The organism is Halioxenophilus aromaticivorans (assembly GCF_042850945.1).
Classification (GTDB): domain Bacteria; phylum Pseudomonadota; class Gammaproteobacteria; order Pseudomonadales; family Cellvibrionaceae; genus Halioxenophilus; species Halioxenophilus aromaticivorans.
In genome coordinates this window covers 3,145,014-3,160,004 of the sequence record NZ_AP031496.1, presented here as the reverse complement: position 1 = coordinate 3,160,004, position 14,991 = coordinate 3,145,014, and the positions used below count along the sequence as shown (strand labels likewise).

Genomic DNA, 14,991 nt, shown 5'->3' with positions numbered 1-14,991 from the left:
GCATTTTGGTTCTAATAAATTCTGGCTTAAGCGCTGCTCGCGCAACTAGCCAGAATAATCAATCTATAGCAAATAATAAAAAACTACCATGGGTAATAAACTAAGCTTCGGCTATCTCTACGATTTTAGAAACCCCAAACCCTGGCAACGCAGCTACACAGATGTCTATCACGATGTCTTGGATTTTATTGAGTGGACTGAACAGGTGGGTTTTTACGGTGCCTGGGTGCCAGAGCATCATTGTGCCGATGATGGCTATATGCCATCGCCACTCACTATTTTAGGTTCCGTTGCTGCGCGCACAAAAAAGTTAAAAATTGGCACGGGCGTCGGCTTAGGGCCTTTGTACCATCCGGTGCGATTTGCAGAAGATTGTGCTGTGGTTCAAAACCTATCTGGCGGCCGCTTAGAAATAGGTCTGGCTATTGGCTATCGTCGTCGGGAGGCCGAAGCGCTCAGTGCTGAGTTCTCTCGTCGAGGCAAACGTTTTGATGAGTTTCTAAACGTTGTTACCCAGTTGTGGCTTGGTGAAGTGGTGTCCGTGGATGGCGACTTCTTTTCTATACAAAACGCTTCTCTAAGCCCGTTGCCCGAACACCATATTCCTCTGTACCTAGGTGGTTTCGCAGATAAGGCGTTGGAGCGCGTTGCAAAGTTTGGCGATGGGTATTTCGGCAATGAAGACGTGTGCGAGAATTACCTAAATAAGTTGGCGAAATATGGTAAGGATTCCAGCCAGGCGCGCATTCGTATTCAAGGGCTATTTTTTGTAGTGGCTGACAATCCCGATGAGGCCATGGAAGAGTTGGCGCCTTACTATCATTACGTAAACAACTGCTACGGTGAATGGTTAAATGAGGATAAGGCATCCGGCGTTGATAACACCAAATTGTTAAAAGCCCAGAGCTTGGATGAGTTTATCGCCAGTGGTGTTTTGCAGATAAAAACCCCAACCCAAGCTATTGAATATTTTCAAAATATGCTAACTCGAACGCCGGTGGAGCATTTTATTATGATGTTGCCACCGGGCATCCCCACAAAAACATTTAAAAAATACGCTCAAACCTTTGCCGAAAAGGTGATGCCAGCGTTTAAGTAGTCTATGCAGGAATTTTTATGTCTCAATTAAGATTTGATAATCGTGTCGCGGTTATTACCGGCGCTGGTCGAGGTTTAGGGCGAGCCTATGCTCTGCTGCTAAGTAAGCTTGGCGCAAAAGTAGTGGTTAATGATATTGGCGGTAGCCTTAACGGCAGTGGCAACGACATTGGCCCCGCGCAAAGTGTGGTTGATGAAATACGCAGTCAAAATGACGAGGCTATCGCTAATACAGATTCCGTGGCCACACCCGAGGGTGGAAAAGCAATCATTCAATCGGCTTTGGATGCCTACGGTCGTATCGATATTCTGGTGCATAACGCTGGGAACGTAAGGCCGGCGTCGCTAAAAGAGATGTCCTACGAGGACTTTGAATCCGTTCTCGATGTTCATTTGCGTGGGGCTTTCCATGTATTGCGGGCTGCATTTCCGGCTATGTGTGAACAAAGTTATGGCCGTATCGTGCTAACGTCTTCCATCGGCGGCCTGTACGGCAACCAAAATGTGGCGAATTATGCGGTCTCCAAATCAGGCATGATTGGGCTGTGTAATGTTGCGGCGTTAGAAGGCGAGAGCGAAGGGGTTAAATGCAATGTCATCGTGCCCGGTGCCGTAACTCGTATGGCAGAGGGTATTGATATCTCCGCCTATCCTCCTATGGAGCCTGATTTAGTAGCACCAGTTGTGGGGTGGCTGTGCCACGAGCAGTGCGACATCAACGGTGAAATGCTCGTGTCCATTGCTGGCCGCGTGGCAAAGGCCTTCATCAGCGAAACACAGGGCGTTTACCAGCCCCATTGGAGTGTGGACGAGGTGGGCCAGAAGATGGCGCATATCCGCGATACCAATCAAGCCTTGGTGCTACCCGTTGTGCCCAGCGGTCATGTAGATCACATACGCTATAGCTTTGAAATGGCTGCCAAAGCCAACAATTAAAAACATCAAGCCAGCCTGTGCTATATCTAGCAAAGGCTGGCCCGGTCTATCGTCACCACCTTGTTGCCCGATTAAGTGCCAGATAGATTTAAATTCGCTCGGATAGATTCGTTGAATATAAATTAGATGCGTTGCGATCAAAGATAAAGTTAAAGCAGAGGTAAAGTAAAATTAGAAATTAAATATCAATACGCTCGGTTAAAAACACGTTTGTTAGATTTTTCACATTAAAATAATAAAGGAAAAGTTTATGCATCACGCCATTGTTTTACCACAAAATTTAAGATATCAAGGTTATTCATCTTCGAATCTTCAGCGCGCCTTTCGCATTGCTCACCTTCCGAAACTACAAAGGATCTTACCGGTTTTTGCGGCCTTTCTTAGCATTCCCGTTGTGGCGATTGCTGAGCCTAGTAACACGTTAGAGGAAGTTGTTGTTACTGCTCAGCGTAAAACACAAAACCTCTTAGACGTGCCTTTAACGTTAACTGCCGTATCGCAAAGCCAGCTAGAGAACGCTGGTGTTACTAATATTTTTGATCTAACTGCGGTGGTGTCAGGATTGACCTTCGGTGGTGTTGGTAATTTAACCCAGCCTGCCATACGAGGCTTGTCCACCGGCGTTAGCACTAATGGTAGTGAAAACCCCAACGCACTGTACATAGACGACGTGTATTACAGCCAAGGAAACCTGTTGGGGGCGAATTTGCCCGACGTTGAACGAGTGGAAGTGCTCAAAGGGCCGCAAGGTACGTTGTTTGGTCGCAATTCGGTGGGCGGTGCAATTCGGATATTCACCCAGGATCCCGAGCTGCAACAGGTTTCCGGCAAGGCGACGGTTGAGGCGGGCTTCTATACCGGAGCGGATAACAGCCAGGCCGCTCCGCGCCATGTCTTCAATGGGGTTATATCCTTACCCCTAGGCGATACCGTGGCGGCCAGTGTGTCTGCCAGCCACGATAAAACCGACGGCTTTATGACTGACCAAACCACCGGTGATGATTACGGTGCTATTGCACGTTTAAATCTGCGAGCAAAGCTGCTATGGCAGCCGAATAAGGACTTTAGCGCACTACTGAGTGCGTTCCATTTGAAGCACAACGATGAAGGCTTGCAATCGGCGACACCTTATAAGGGCCTGACGGTGGCGGCATTATACGATGATTCGATTATTCCTAGTGATCCCTTTCATACCGGCTACGACTACGGCAACGGTGTAAACTACAACGCTGCATTGGTAGAGACAGATAGTGTAAGCCTCAAATTTAACGTTGAGTTGCAAGGGGTAGGGGCGTTAAGCGCGATCACTGCTTACCACGAAACGGAAGTGTTCAACACCACAACCTTTACCCATTCCCAGGCATTGACCTGTGCTGCCAGCTTCGTTTGCATTGATTACTACTATTTAGCGACAAATGAGGCATTCTCGCAAGAATTTAATTTCACCTCCGAATCTTTCGGCTCATTCTCCTACACGGCGGGCTTGTTTTACTACCAACAAGATTCAACCACTGACGCCGCCGTGCAAGAAACCGTTGTGCCCGGCGGTGTACCGGCTAAATCTGTGGAGTTTAATATTGAGTCTGTTGCGCTCTATGGTGAGATGCAGTATCAACCAGCGGATGATTACCTGGTTATTGTTGGCGCTCGGTATACTCACGAGCCGCATAAAGACAAGATTACCTACCCAACCAACATCGCTGTAGAGGAAACTTTTACCAGTTTTATACCGCGCCTTACCTTACAGCGCTACTTTGGGGACAATAGCAATGGCTATATTACCTACTCCGAGGGGGAGAAGAGCGGCTTGAGTGGTGTTGATAATCCCGGAGCTATTGCTGGTGAATTGGAAAAGATCGATCCGGAGGAAAATTCCGCATTAGAAATTGGCTACAAGTATGCTGCGCCTTCTGCTGTGTTCAATGTATCAGCGTTTTACTACGATTATAAAAACAAACAAGAGCAGGGCTTTACTGGAGAAACGGTGTTTGTGCAAAACACTGGGCCGGTTGACATTATTGGCATCGACGCAGACACACGGGTTCAGCTAAACGAGCACTGGACGTTCCGCAGCGCGCTTACTTGGCTACCTATTGCTGAGTACAAGGATTTTCCGGATGCCGCGGCATACTCCACAAACCTTATAGGGACAAGGTACGAGCAGGTTGAATTTGATGCAACTGGCTATCGCTTGGTTAAAGCGCCTAAGTTGACAGCCAATGTCGGGTTTGGTTACGAGCGGCAGTTACCCCGCGGTCAACTCAACGCCGATGTAAACGTGAGCTATTCCTCTAAGGTATACCACGACATTTACCATGTGATTGAACAACCGAGTTTCTACACCGTCAATGCTAAAATTGGCTTCAGTTTAATTGAAGCTGGGTTGGACTTTTCGCTTTATGGTCGCAATCTTACTAATGAAGAATACATAGCGCATGGCTTTCCCAGTGGGCTTGGTTTTACAGCTGCTTATGCACGGCCTCAGGAACTGGGTGTAAGAGTTAATTTCCAGTTTTGATCAATTTTCAACGCTATTTATTAAATGGTTGCATAAATAATTTTAATTACCGTTTTTTCATAATAATAAAGTATTCATTACTTTGTAATCCTTACAAATAATTTATCCATTACAAGGCTCGGCTAGCGTTGCCGAGCCTTTCTTTAAGCCTTTCTATAAAAGATGTCCGTCTATAATAATGTGTTGGCATTGAATTTGAGTGTCTTATTTCTTGTTGGCTTGCGTCCTGTTTTGAGGTGTGTAGTAGCTTGGCCCTGAGTTTCATTAGTTTAATTCATGGGACTGTGCGGACTTTGCAGCTCTTTCTGTAACCACAGATAGGATATGCTGATTAAAGCGTAACTGATGTGCTAGTCCATGCCTGAGCTAGTGCGACGTTGTTATACAACATTAAACGAAATAAACCGGATAATTTTTATGGCCAAAGATAATTTGCCAATCTCACGCCGTGGTTTGTTAAAACTGAGTACAACTGGCGTGGTAACAACCGCCATCCCTGTGACGGGTTTTGCCGAGCCCTCTGAGACAGACTCCAAGCCCACCGAACAGGTCGTAAAGCTCACCGTAAACGGCGATAAGAAGCGTCTAAAACTGGATACGCGTACAACTCTGCTGGACATGTTGCGGGAGCACGCGGATCTCAAGGGTACGAAAAAAGGTTGTGATCACGGCCAGTGCGGCGCCTGTACTGTGCTGGTAAACGGTGTAAGGATCAACTCCTGCTTGTCGCTTGCCGTTATGCACCAGGGGGACGACATCCAAACTATTGAAGGCCTTGGTCAGCCGGATAACCTGCATCCTATGCAGGAAGCCTTTGTTAAGCACGATGGTTTTCAATGTGGTTACTGTACTCCGGGCCAGATTTGTTCTGCGGTGGCGGTTATTGATGAAATTGAGAAAGGCATTCCGAGCCACGTCACTGGCGATCTCACCGCAGATATAGCACTTTCGCGTGAAGAAATCAGAGAGCGAATGAGTGGCAATATATGCCGTTGTGCTGCCTACCCTAATATCGTTGATGCCATACAGGAAGTGGGGGAGGGTAACGCATGAGACCTTTCAACTATCATAGAGCCAGTTCAGTCAAAGATGCGCTGGCCATAGCCGGTGCTAAAAGCAATGTTAAGTTTATCGCTGGCGGTACCAATCTGTTGGATCTAATGAAACTCGAGATTGAAACACCAATGCATTTGGTGGATATCGCAGACACGGATCTCGATGAAATTACCACCACGTCAGCCGGTGGTCTGCGTATCGGCGCTTTGGTGAGCAACACAGACCTTGCCGCTAACAAAACCATTCGCCAACACTATCAGGTGTTAAGTAGAGCGTTGCTGGCAGGAGCTTCTGGTCAATTACGCAACAAAGCCACCACCGGTGGCAATCTATTGCAGCGCACTCGCTGCCCCTACTTCTATGATACCAACCAAGCGTGTAACAAGCGTGTTCCCGGCAGTGGTTGTTCGGCCTTGGAAGGGTTTAATCGCAACCACGCAATTTTGGGCACCAGCGACCGGTGTATTGCAACTCACCCCAGTGACATGGCCGTGGCTATGCGTGTGCTTGATGCGCAGGTGGAGGTGAAGGCAGCCAATGGCGATACTCGGATGATTGCTATGGAGAATTTCCATACTTTGCCAGGTGATACTCCGCATATTGAAAATACCTTAAAAGCTGGAGAGATGATAACCGCCGTGGCTTTGCCGCCACCAATCGATGGCGTACACGTTTATCAAAAAATTAGAGACCGGGCCTCCTATGCGTTTGCACTGGTTTCCGTGGCCGCGATCATTCCTAAATCTGGTACTGCTCAGTTTGCATTCGGCGGCCTGGCGCACAAACCGTGGCGTGATAAAACCGCCGAAAAAGAACTGCTTAAAGGCAGTAAAGCATTTACCGATGCGCTGTTAAAAACCGCCAGTACCACTGAGCACAATAAATTTAAGGTGACATTGGTGGAGCGAACCGTGGCCGCAATATTGGCCCAGGCTGAGGAGGCTAAAGCATGAAATTCGACAAACCCGCAGAAACTAACCCCATCGACAACGAAAAAGTCGTCAGCCAACCCACGCCAAGAATAGAAGGGCCGCTCAAGGTCACCGGCACCGCTACCTACGCCTATGAGCAAGATAAAGGTTTAAAGAATGTTGCTTATGGTTACATTGTAGGCTCAGCCATTGCCAAGGGCACTATTGAAAACATAGACATCAGCAAAGCCCAACGGGCCCCGGGTGTGTTAAATATTCTTACTTACAAAACCATTGGCAGCCTTGGTAAGGCCGGCAGAAATAACGCGCACTTGTTGGCCGGGCCAAACATCGAGCATTACCATCAGGCTATGGCGTTGGTTGTTGCAGAAACCTTTGAGCAAGCCCGCTCGGCGGCTAACCTCATTCATGTGAAATACAAGCGCAGCCACGGTCAATACAGCTTGGTCAAAAATATTGACAGCAGTGTTAGGCCGGAGCGAATTACTGGTGGGCCGGCGTACACGTCGGTGGGTGACTTTGACGGTGCTTTTAGCAATGCCGACGTAACTCTGGACCAGACCTACGGCACCTCAGGCCATGCCCACGCCATGATGGAGCCGCCGGCCTCGGTGGCAATTTGGGAAGATAACAAACTCACCATTTATACTTCCCACCAAATGATCAATTGGGCGTTGAAAGATATCGCAACTACTTTAAACATGCCTATTGAAAATATTCGCGTTAACTCCCCGTTTATTGGTGGCGGTTTTGGTGGCAAATTGTTTGTACGCGCCGACGCAATGTTTGCCGCTCTGGCTGCCAGGGCCACTAAGCGCCCAGTGAAAGTCACCATGACGCGGCCCTTTATGTTCAACAATATGCCCCATCGCGCTGCCACTATTCAGCGAGTGCGCATCGGTACCGACAAAGCCGGTAAGATCACAGCCATCGGCCACGAAAACTGGTCCGGAGACATCAACGCTAAGAAGTCTGAGGCGGGCGTAAGACCAACGCGTATGCTGTATGCCGGCGCAAATCGCATGACGGAAGCCCGCATAGCGAATTTGAATTTGGCTGAGGCCAATGCCATGCGTGCGCCGGGTGAAGCCCCTGGGTCCATGGTGCTGGAGGTGGCAATGGATGAGATGGCGGAAACGCTGGGCATGGACCCAATCGATTTTCGCATTCTCAACGATACCCAAGTGGTTGGTGAAAATCCGGATAAACCTTTTTCCCAGCGACGCTTAAAAGAGTGCTTGCAGCGAGGGGCTCGGGAATTTGGTTGGCGAGATCGTCCCAAAACGCCGGGCGAAACCCGGGAAGGGGACTGGTTAATCGGTATGGGTGTGGCAGCTGCATTTCGCAACGCACCGGTACAAAATTCCGCAGCACGGGTGAAGCTCACGCGGGGTGGGGCGGTTATCGTAGAAACCGACATGACCGACATTGGCACCGGCAGCTACACCATCATCGGCCAAACAGCAGCCGAAATGCTTGGGGTGCCCCTGTCTCAAGTCACCGTTCGGTTAGGGGATTCCGACTCTCCGGTCAGTGCAGGTTCGGGCGGGCAGTGGGGTGCTGCGAGCAGTACCTCCGGGGTCTACGCCGCATGTTTGAAGCTGCGAGAAAAAATTGCCGAGGTGGCAGGGTTGGACCCAAAAACCGCAGATTTTGTAGATGCCAGCATCAGCGATGCAAGCAATTCCTATCCGTTGCGGGATATCGCCAAAGAGCATGGTGAGTTAACCGCCGAAGATACGGTGGAGTTTGGCGATTTACAAAAGCAGTTTCAGGTATCGAGTTTTGGCTCACACTTCATTGAGGTCGGTGTGCACGTCGTCACCGGTGAAGTGCGCCTACGGCGCATGCTCGCCGTAGCTGAGGCTGGTCGAATCCTAAATCCAACCTCGGCCAGAAACCAAATGATCGGTGCCATGACCATGGGTGCCGGAGCAGCCTTAATGGAAGATTTGGTGGTAGATGAAAAGGTCGGCTTTTTTGTAAACCACGATTTAGCCGGCTACGAAGTACCCGTCCACGCGGACATACCTCAGCAGCAGGTTATTTTCCTCGAGGACGAGGATCCCAAGTCATCGCCAGTGAAGGCCAAAGGGGTAGGTGAGCTTGGCATTTGTGGCGTCGGAGCAGCCATTGCTAATGCAGTATATAACGCCACAGGGGTGCGTGTTCGGCAGTATCCCATTACCCTAGACAAATTGATTCATCAGCTACCAGACGTCGTGTAGCGCCATTGCTTTCGCTGCCAGACAAGGCCTTTGCTTGGCGGCGTTGTACGCTCTCTTCACAACTTCGATTGTCTTAAAGAGCGCTCGGCTAATCAGCCCCCTGATATTCAAGCGCTCTGATACTCAGGTATCTTATTATTCAATATGTAGAATATAAAATTCATGTCAAATATAGGTTGACGTTAACGTAAACGGAATTTACTATCGAGTCTTTCTATTCCGGGCCCTTGCTATGCCGTCGACATTTACTATTTCAGATCTCGCTAATGAATTCGACATCACCACGCGCAGCATCCGTTTCTATGAAGAAAAGGGTTTATTGAATCCGCGTCGAGAGGGGCAAACGCGTCTCTACGGCGCCGCCGATCGCACAAAATTGAAGTTGATTTTACGAGGTAAGCGGTTGGGTTTTACCCTGGATGAAAGCCGGTCGATTATTGAGATGTACGATCCCGACAAAGACAACTTGGATCAGTTGCAAACACTGCTAGCAAAAGTACGAGAAAAGCGTCAACAACTCACCCAACAGCTGCACGATATCGAAATCATGATGTTGGATCTGCGCGACGCAGAAGAAAAATGCTTAGAGGCAATGACCGGAAAATTCAATCAGCAAAAGCAAGTATAGAGAGCATCCGGAATCACAACCGGGCTACCCAACAATAACGACACAACCAAACTCAGATCAGGTTTGCTATGGCTACTCTTAAATCTAAGTTAAATCCCCGTTCCGAAGAATTCCAAGCGAATAGCGAGCACATGCGTACGCAGGTTAACGACCTGCGCGATAAGTTAGACACCATTAAATTGGGCGGCGGCAAAGCCTACCAAGAGCGTCATGTAGCGCGCGGTAAATTATTGGTAAGAGATCGCATAAACGCCTTACTGGATCCTGGCTCACCATTTTTAGAGTTATCACAATTGGCCGCCTTGGATGTTTACGGAGAAGATGTTGCTGCTGCCGGTATTGTTTGCGGTATCGGTAGGGTGGAAGGCCAGGAGTGCATGATCGTTGCCAACGATGCCACAGTAAAAGGCGGATCCTACTACCCACTTACGGTAAAAAAGCACATTCGTGCGCAAACCATCGCTGAGGAAAATCACTTACCGTGCATTTATTTGGTGGATTCTGGTGGTGCTAATTTACCGAGGCAGGACGAAGTTTTCCCCGACCGCGAACACTTTGGCCGAATATTTTTTAATCAGGCCAATATGTCGGCCAAGAATATTCCGCAAATAGCCTGTGTCATGGGCTCTTGTACTGCCGGTGGCGCCTACGTGCCAGCCATGGCCGACGAATCGGTTATCGTAAAAGAGCAGGGCACTATTTTCTTAGCCGGCCCGCCCTTAGTAAAGGCCGCTACCGGAGAGGTTGTTAGCGCAGAGGAACTGGGCGGCGCCGACGTGCACTGCCGTACTTCTGGGGTTTCCGACCATTACGCACGCAATGATCACCATGCATTGCAGCTTGTGCGCCAAAGTGTAGCTCGGCTGAATCGAGTAAAGCCCCAGAGTTTAGACATTAAACCACCGGTAGAACCGCAATACCCAGCGGAGGAAATCTACGGCGTAATCCCCAAAGACACCAAACAGCCCTACGATGTACGAGAAGTTATCGCTCGCATCGTTGATGGGTCAGATTTCGACGAGTTTAAGGCGTTGTACGGTACAACGTTGATTACTGGCTTTGCACGTATCTACGGTTATCCAGTAGGTATTGTTGCCAACAACGGCATTTTATTCGGTGAGTCGGCACAAAAAGGCGCGCACTTCGTTGAGCTCTGTGCACAACGAAAAATACCACTGATATTCTTGCAAAATATCACTGGGTTTATGGTTGGTAAGCAGTATGAATCCGGCGGGATTGCCAAGCACGGTGCCAAAATGGTTACCGCCGTGGCCTGTGCCCAAGTACCTAAATTAACGGTGCTTATTGGTGGCTCTTTTGGCGCGGGCAACTATGGTATGTGCGGCCGTGCTTATGATCCTAGGTTTTTATTTATGTGGCCTAATGCTCGCATCTCTGTGATGGGTGGCGAGCAAGCGGCCGGCGTCATGGCGCAACTGCGTCGCGATCAGTTAGAGAAAAAAGGCGAGTCCTGGAGCCAAGAGGCAGAGGCGGAATTTAAAAAGCCCATTGTTGAAAATTACGATAAAAATGGCCACCCGTACTACGCCTCTGCAAGGCTGTGGGACGACGGCGTCATAGACCCGGCGGATACGCGTAAAACACTGGCATTAGCGCTGTCGGCTGCACTCAATAAACCCATCGAAGATACCCGATTCGGCGTGTTCAGAATGTAATTAGTCGATTCACCACGGCGTTTTTACAGTGACTTTGGATAACACAATGACAACAGATAATAACCAACCCGCTGCGATTACAACCCATTTGAATCCGGCGGGTATTTTTACCGTAACGCTCAATCGGCCAGCGGTGCATAATGCCTTCGACGACGCCATCATTGCCGATCTTACCCGAGCCTTCGAGCAAGCCGGCGAACTCCCTGGGGCGAAGGTGTTGGTGTTGGCCGCCGAGGGCAAGAGTTTCTCAGCCGGTGCTGATCTCAGCTGGATGCAACGCATGGCGGGCTACAGCTATCAGCAAAACCTAACCGACGCCAGTGCCTTGGCTGGTATGCTAAAAACCTTATACGAACTGCCAATCCCCACCATTGCACGAGTGCAGGGCGCGGCATTCGGTGGTGCCGTGGGCTTGGTCAGTTGTTGCGACGTCGCGGTGGCTACAGAAAAGGCCAGTTTTTGTTTAAGTGAAGTAAAAATCGGATTAATCCCGGCCACCATAAGCCCCTACGTTATTGGTGCTATAGGGGCCCGCGCGGCAAAGCGCTATTTTGTAACCGCCGAACGATTTAGTGCAGAAACCGCCCACAGGCTAGGCTTGGTGTCAGACGTAGTCGACGCCTCACAGTTAGATGCCACAATCGATCAAATCGCACAAGCCATCATGGCTAACAGCCCAGCGGCAGTGCAAGCTGCCAAAAAGCTGATTTTAGACGTAGAAAATAAAGTGATCGATCAACCGTTAATCGACGATACCAGCGAGCGAATAGCCAGTATTCGAGTGTCACCAGAAGGGCAGGAGGGCTTAGCTGCCTTTTTAGAAAAGCGTTCACCCAGTTGGCTTTCGGGTACCAGGAGTTAAAGTATGTTTGACAAAATTCTCATTGCCAACCGTGGGGAAATCGCCTGCCGAGTGATTAAAACCGCTCGTCAAATGGGTATTGCCACCGTGGCCGTTTATTCCGATGCAGATGTCAATGCGTTGCACGTTACCATGGCCGATGAAGCGATACACATCGGAGCAGCGCCCTCCAAAGAATCCTACCTTTTGGGCGATAAAATTATTGCAGCGGCGTTGAAAACAGGCTCGCAGGCGATTCACCCAGGCTACGGTTTTCTCAGCGAAAATGCCGATTTCTGCCGAGCTTGCGCTGACAATAATTTGGTTTTTATCGGCCCGCCAACCGGTGCTATTGAAGCCATGGGATCAAAATCAGCCGCCAAGCGAATTATGGAGGCGGCAGAAGTACCCTTGGTGCCAGGTTATCACGGCGAAGATCAAAGCCCGAGTATTCTCAAGGCTAGCGCCGATGACATGGGTTATCCGGTACTCCTAAAAGCCACCGCAGGCGGAGGTGGTAAAGGCATGCGGCAGGTTTGGTCAGCGGATGAGTTTGACGAAGCGTTGGCAGCTGCGAAGCGCGAGGCTACGAATAGTTTCGGCGACGACCGGATGTTGGTAGAAAAATATCTTACACGCCCGCGCCATGTTGAAATCCAAGTGTTTTGCGACAGCTTAGGTAACGCAGTGTATCTGGCTGAACGGGATTGCTCGGTACAGCGACGACATCAAAAAGTCATCGAAGAAGCGCCCGCCCCAGGCATGACGCCAGAGCTGCGCGATAAAATGGGCCAAGCGGCGATACAAGCTGCAGAAGCCATCGATTACGTTGGTGCAGGCACAGTAGAGTTTCTACTCGATGTAGACGATTCATTTTACTTTATGGAAATGAATACGCGGCTACAAGTAGAGCACCCAGTAACCGAAATGATTACCGGGCAAGATCTGGTGCAATGGCAATTACTGGTTGCCGCGGGCCAGCCATTACCGTTATCCCAATCAGACGTTGTAATAAATGGTCACGCCTTTGAGGCGCGAATCTACGCGGAAGATCCAGCTAACGATTTTCTCCCCGTAACCGGCAATTTATCGTTTTTACAGCCTCCCTCGGAATCCAAATACGTACGCGTAGATACTGGTGTTTTGGAAGGGGATGATGTGAGTGTCTACTACGACCCTATGATCGCTAAGTTGATTGTGTGGGACGAAGATCGCGAGCGGGCGCTGCAGCGGTTACAACAAGCGCTCGGTGACTATCGAATTGGCGGTATGACGACCAACGTTGCTTTTTTAAATAATCTGATTAGTACGGAGCCGTTCAAGCAAGCTGATTTAGACACGGGTTTTATTGAAAAGCATCGTGAATTGATATTTGCCCCTAGTGCAGAGGAAGGCGCGCTGGTATGTGTTAAAGCGGCTTTGTATTTGCACCTAGCATTAAGTAATAAAAAAGATAGGCTCCAAGCAAGCGACCCTTATTCGCCATGGGCAGAAAACAGTGCTTGGCGCATGAATGAAACCCATCACTTTACCTACGACATCGCGCTCGGTGAAGATATTACAACAGTAAGCGTACAAGCAACCGGTGCTGGCTGGTCGTTTACTCTTGCCGACCAAGTGTACAGTGTTATGGGCCAATTACATGGCCAAAGTATAGTCGTAACTATTGATGGTCATCGCTCAAATTACAGCGTAGCCAATTTAGGTGGCGAGTTTGCGCTGTATACGGATAGCGGCATGGTGTCTTTCGCATTGGTACAACCGGAAACCGGAGCCGAGGAAGATTTGACCGCAGCAGGTGGGTTAGTAGCGCCTATGAACGGCACCGTTGTAACCTTGTTGGTAGAGCAGGGTGCGCAGGTTGCTAAGGGTACGCCGTTAATGGTGATGGAGGCAATGAAAATGGAACACACCATTAAAGCGCCCTATGACGGTACCGTAGAATCATTTTATTTTACCCCAGGTGAGTTGGTTGAAGGTGGTGCGGAGCTATTGGCTTTTCAGATGAGGGAAGACTGATATTTTTTACCAGCGGTTGTGCTCCATAGTCAAGGATAACGGCTCAAACTTCACTAGTGCACCCGTTGCAAATAAACTCTGTTCTCTTGGTATTATAGTTTAAGGTCTCGTAATAATGATTCTTCCAAAGTCGGTAAAAATCGTCGAAGTAGGCCCACGGGATGGGCTGCAAAATGAGTCAGAGGCGGTTTCGGCCCAGGCTAAGATTCACATGGTTGAGTTATTGGCCGATGCGGGCCTAACTGCCATCGAGGCGGCTAGTTTTGTTTCGCCCAAATGGGTTCCGCAAATGGCGACTTCTCCGGAAGTCCTGGCCGGCATTAAGCGCTCACCAGGCGTTACCTATTCAGCCTTAGTGCCCAATATTAAGGGCTTAGAGGCCGCCATCGAGGCGGGTGTAGATGAGATTGCAGTGTTTAGCGCAGCCTCTGAAAAATTCACACAGAAAAATATCAACTGTTCCGTGGCGGAAAGCATTGAACGCTTTCTGCCAGTGGTAGAGTTGGCCAAAAAACACGGTATCAAAGTGCGTACCTACCTATCCACTGCGGTTGGGTGCCCCTACCAGGGCGATATCTCACCAGCTACCGTAAAGGCTCTGGCGAAAACTCTGTGGGACATCGGTTGCTATGAAATTTCATTGGGAGATACCGTGGGCGTTGGCACGCCCAGAAAGATACAAGCCATGATTGAGGCCGTCAAAGAGGTGGTGCCGGTGTCGGCCCTGGCGGCGCACTTTCATGATACCTATGGCCAGGCATTGGCCAATATCTACGCGGCACTGGAATGTGGTGTGAGTATCGTAGACAGCTCGGTAGCAGGGCTGGGAGGTTGTCCCTACGCTAAGGGTGCTTCTGGCAATGTAGCTACAGAAGATGTGCTTTATATGCTCAATGGTTTAGGTATAGAAACCGGTGTTGATATGGATAAGCTTCTACTGGCATCCAAATTTATTAGCCAAGAACTAGGTCGAATACCAGCTAGTAAGGTGGCCTGTGCCCTAAGTTAGGTTCTTTTACTAATCAAAAACAAAGCCGCTGCAACCAAAAGTTGCTGCGG

At 49.4% G+C, this 14,991-nt stretch carries 11 protein-coding genes; all 11 read left to right on the top strand.

Annotated features, from left to right (window positions below):
- Positions 1–88 precede the first annotated feature (88 nt).
- A complete protein-coding gene (locus ACGHM3_RS13745) occupies positions 89–1,099 on the top strand; it encodes an LLM class flavin-dependent oxidoreductase (protein WP_345415447.1) in 1,011 nt (336 codons plus the stop codon).
- A 17-nt stretch (positions 1,100–1,116) separates the two neighbouring features.
- The gene (locus ACGHM3_RS13740) at positions 1,117–2,034 is read left to right on the top strand and encodes an SDR family NAD(P)-dependent oxidoreductase (RefSeq protein WP_345415450.1); all 918 of its coding nucleotides are present in this window, start codon (positions 1,117–1,119) and stop codon (positions 2,032–2,034) included.
- A 394-nt stretch (positions 2,035–2,428) separates the two neighbouring features.
- Positions 2,429–4,552, top strand: coding sequence for a TonB-dependent receptor domain-containing protein (locus tag ACGHM3_RS13735; RefSeq protein ID WP_345415453.1), 2,124 nt, complete (start codon positions 2,429–2,431; stop codon positions 4,550–4,552).
- A 417-nt stretch (positions 4,553–4,969) separates the two neighbouring features.
- A complete protein-coding gene (paoA, locus tag ACGHM3_RS13730) occupies positions 4,970–5,605 on the top strand; it encodes an aldehyde dehydrogenase iron-sulfur subunit PaoA (RefSeq protein ID WP_345415457.1) in 636 nt (211 codons plus the stop codon).
- Positions 5,602–6,561 carry a xanthine dehydrogenase family protein subunit M gene (locus ACGHM3_RS13725; protein ID WP_345415460.1) on the top strand — a complete coding sequence of 320 codons (960 nt, stop codon included), beginning with the start codon at positions 5,602–5,604 and terminating at the stop codon, positions 6,559–6,561. The genes paoA and ACGHM3_RS13725 overlap by 4 nt, the downstream gene beginning before the upstream one ends.
- Complete coding sequence (gene paoC / locus ACGHM3_RS13720) at positions 6,558–8,768, top strand: aldehyde oxidoreductase molybdenum-binding subunit PaoC (RefSeq protein ID WP_345415463.1); 2,211 nt, start codon at positions 6,558–6,560, stop codon at positions 8,766–8,768. The genes ACGHM3_RS13725 and paoC overlap by 4 nt, the downstream gene beginning before the upstream one ends.
- Positions 8,769–9,000: 232 nt before the next feature.
- Complete coding sequence (locus ACGHM3_RS13715) at positions 9,001–9,396, top strand: MerR family DNA-binding transcriptional regulator (protein ID WP_345415466.1); 396 nt, start codon at positions 9,001–9,003, stop codon at positions 9,394–9,396.
- Positions 9,397–9,464: 68 nt separating this feature from the next.
- On the top strand, positions 9,465–11,072 hold the full coding sequence (locus tag ACGHM3_RS13710; RefSeq protein WP_345415469.1) for a carboxyl transferase domain-containing protein: 1,608 nt from the start codon (positions 9,465–9,467) through the stop codon (positions 11,070–11,072).
- A 46-nt stretch (positions 11,073–11,118) separates the two neighbouring features.
- Positions 11,119–11,934: an enoyl-CoA hydratase/isomerase family protein gene (locus ACGHM3_RS13705; RefSeq protein ID WP_345415472.1), complete on the top strand. Its 816-nt coding sequence runs from the start codon at positions 11,119–11,121 to the stop codon at positions 11,932–11,934.
- Positions 11,935–11,937: 3 nt separating this feature from the next.
- Positions 11,938–13,932 carry an acetyl/propionyl/methylcrotonyl-CoA carboxylase subunit alpha gene (locus tag ACGHM3_RS13700; RefSeq protein WP_345415475.1) on the top strand — a complete coding sequence of 665 codons (1,995 nt, stop codon included), beginning with the start codon at positions 11,938–11,940 and terminating at the stop codon, positions 13,930–13,932.
- A 115-nt stretch (positions 13,933–14,047) separates the two neighbouring features.
- The gene (locus ACGHM3_RS13695; RefSeq protein ID WP_345415478.1) at positions 14,048–14,941 is read left to right on the top strand and encodes a hydroxymethylglutaryl-CoA lyase; all 894 of its coding nucleotides are present in this window, start codon (positions 14,048–14,050) and stop codon (positions 14,939–14,941) included.
- Positions 14,942–14,991 lie beyond the last annotated feature (50 nt).